Below are 3,231 nucleotides of genomic sequence, written 5' to 3' on the forward strand. Positions count from 1 at the left end.
GCCGGTGGTGTCGGCCTTCGCGGCCGTGTCGGCCGTGGCGGTCGCGTCAGCCATGGCGTCGGTCAGGTCCGTCTGCGCGACGGGCACCTCGTCACCGGCACCCGCTGCCGGCTGGGTCGCCGCACCGGGTGCGGTGTCCGGTACGGCGTCACCGTCGCGCTCACTGCGGCGCCGCGCCTCGGTCTCGGCGGGCTCCTGACGTCCCGCCGGCAGGGCGGCGGCCAGCGCCTCGAGCGAGGCGCGGACCTCCTCGGCAGAGCGCTGCTCGCCCTGGGCCGCGTCGGCAGGCCGGTCGACCGGGGTCGGCAGCGGCAGGTCGGGCACCTTCCGCTCGGTCTCGGCGGCGGGCTCGGCCGTGACGGAGGGCGTGTCCGTGCCGGCCGTGTCCGCCTCACCCCTGCGCGCCGGCCGCTTGCCGGGCCGAGACGACGCCGCGGCAGCCTTCTCCGCGGCGGGCGGGGCCTGCTTCTCGGCGACGTCCTGCTCGGCGGTGTCCTCGGCCCGGTCCTCAGCGGCGTCCTTGGCCTTGTCCTTCGGGGCGTGCGCCTGGGCGGCAGCAGCGGCGATGGTGGCAAGGGTGGCCTTGACCGCCTCGCGCGCCGCGTCGTCCACCGGGGGCAGGGTCTCGGCACGGCCGCCGTTCCCGCCGCGCTTGCGCCGGCGTCCCCCGTCCGACGCCGCCGGAGCCGCGGACTTCTCCACCGGGTGGTCGTGGACGATGAAGCCACGTCCGCCGCAGTGCTCGCACGGCTCGCTGAAGGCCTCCAGGAGGCCCTGGCCCACCCGCTTGCGGGTCATCTGCACCAGCCCGAGGGAGGTCACCTCCGCCACCTGGTGGCGGGTGCGGTCCCGGCCGAGGCACTCGACGAGGCGACGCAGCACGAGGTCGCGGTTGGACTCGAGCACCATGTCGATGAAGTCGATGACGATGATGCCGCCGATGTCCCGCAACCGGAGCTGGCGGACGATCTCCTCGGCGGCCTCGAGGTTGTTCTTCGTCACCGTCTCCTCGAGCGTGCCGCCCGACCCGGTGAACTTCCCGGTGTTGACGTCGATGACGGTCATCGCCTCGGTGCGGTCGATGACCAGCGAGCCGCCGGAGGGCAGGTACACCTTGCGGTCCAGGCCCTTGGCGAGCTGCTCGTCGATCCGGTACTCGGCGAAGACGTCCGCCTCGTGCGTCCAGTGGTGCACCCGGTCCACGAGGTCCGGGGAGAGCTCGCGCACGTAGGTCGAGATCGTCTCCCAGGCACCCTTCCCCGAGACGACGAGCGAACCGAAGTCCTCGTTGAAGACGTCCCTGACCACCCGCACGGCGAGCTCCGGCTCGCCCTTGAGGAGGACGGGCGCGCTCCGGGCCGACTTCGCCTTGGCCTGGATCTCGTCCCACATCGTGGTGAGGCGCTCGACGTCGGCGCGCAGCTGCTCCTCGGTGGCGCCCTCGGCGGCGGTCCGGACGATGACGCCGGCGCCCTCGGGGACGATCTGCTTGAGCAGTTTCTTCAGCCGGGCCCGCTCGTTCTCGGGCAGCTTGCGGGAGATGCCGGTCATCGCCCCGGAGGGGACGAGCACGAGGAAGCGTCCGGCCAGGGTGATCTGGGAGGTGAGCCGTGCCCCCTTGTGACCGACCGGGTCCTTCGTCACCTGGACGAGCACCGTGTCACCCGGGCTGAGCGCCTGCTCGATGCGGCGCGGCTGGCCCTCCATCCCGGCCGCGTCCCAGTTGACCTCACCGGCGTACAGGACGGCGTTGCGCCCCTTGCCGAGGTCGACGAACGCGGCCTCCATGCTCGGCAGCACGTTCTGCACCCGGCCGAGGTAGACGTTGCCCACCATCGAGGTGTGGGTCTCGCGGGCGACGTAGTGCTCGACGAGCACCCCGTCCTCCAGCACGGCGATCTGGGTGCGGCCGTCGCGCTCCCGCACGATCATCGAGCGGTCGACCGACTCACGGCGGGCGAGGAACTCCGCCTCGGTGATGGTCGTGCGACGGCGACCGGCGTCACGGCCCTCGCGGCGCCGCTGACGCTTGGCCTCCAGGCGGGTCGAGCCCTTGAGCGCCGTGATCTCGTCGCGGGCCGCGCGGCCCTCACGCGAGTTCGCCGTGCCGTCGTCCGCGCTGCGGCTGCGACGGCGGCGGCGACGACGACGGCTCGTGGTCTCGTCGTCGGACTCGCCGTCACCCGAGTCACCGTTGGCGTCGTCGTCACCGTTGGTGCCGTCCTCGCCGTCGGTGTCGTCGTCGTGGTCGGCGTCCTCTACCGCGCCCTCCGCGGGCTGCGCGGTCTGCTCGGCACCGCCCTCGGCGTCGCCGTTCTCCTCCGAGTTCTCGCTCTCCTCGCGACCGGCGCCCCCGCGGTTGCGGCGGCCGCGACCACCCCGGCGCCGGCGGCGGCGCTGACCGCCCTCACCGGAGCTCTCGGCGGTGGTCTCGGCGCCCTCGCTCTCCTCGTCCGTGGTGGTGGACGCTGCCTCGGGCTGCGCGGTGGACGTGGCCTGGGGCTCGGGCTCCGGAGCGGGCTCGGCCGTCCGCTCGCGGGGCGGACCTGCCTCGGCCCGGACGCGACGGCGGACGCGGGTGGGGTCGGGGGCCTGGAAGAGCAGCGCGGTGGCGGGAAGCCGGACCTCCTGCTCCTCCTCGTCCTCGTCGGCGTCCTCGGCGACGGGCTCGACCGGCGCGAGGGCCGCGCTGAACTCGGCGAGGACGTCGATCTTCTGCTCGGTGGTGCGGGCCTTGCGCGAGGAGCGGCGGCGGGTGGGTGCCGGCTCCTCGGCGGGGGTCTCCTCGACCGCCGGCTCGGCGGGAGCTCTGTCCAACACGGTGGCCTCCGGCTCGCCCGCTCCGGCCTCGACGGCCGCGGCGGGGGCGCTGTCGGCAGCGGGGGCGTCACCCTCGGCGCCCGGGGTGGTCTCCTCGACAGCCGCGGGTGCCGCGGTCTCCTCCACGGCGACCGCCGCTGCCTTGGCGGCGCTCCTGCGCCGCGCGGGCTTCCGCTTGGCGGGCGCGGCTGCCGCGCCGTCCTCGGCCGAGCCGGCCTGCTCCGGCGCCTCGGCCTTGACGGTGCGCGAGCGCCGGGTGCGCCGGGCGGGGGCGGTGGGCTCGGCCGGTGCGGTCTGCTCGGCGGGTGCAGCGGCCTCCTCGGCGGGTCCGGCGGCGTCGGCCGGGGCGGAGCTGGTCGCGGCCGGCGTCTCGGCGGTCGCCCCGTCCGTGGCGGCGTCGCTCGCCTCGGG

At 75.2% G+C, this 3,231-nt stretch carries 1 protein-coding gene; it reads right to left on the reverse strand.

The window, feature by feature from the left end; all coding sequences use genetic code 11:
* A partial coding sequence (locus Q0195_RS07745; RefSeq protein ID WP_299276711.1) for a ribonuclease E/G occupies window positions 1–3,231 on the reverse strand: 3,231 nt, incomplete at both ends.

The sequence above is a fragment of the uncultured Georgenia sp. genome, assembly GCF_937958535.1.
In the GTDB taxonomy this organism is placed as follows: domain Bacteria; phylum Actinomycetota; class Actinomycetes; order Actinomycetales; family Actinomycetaceae; genus Oceanitalea.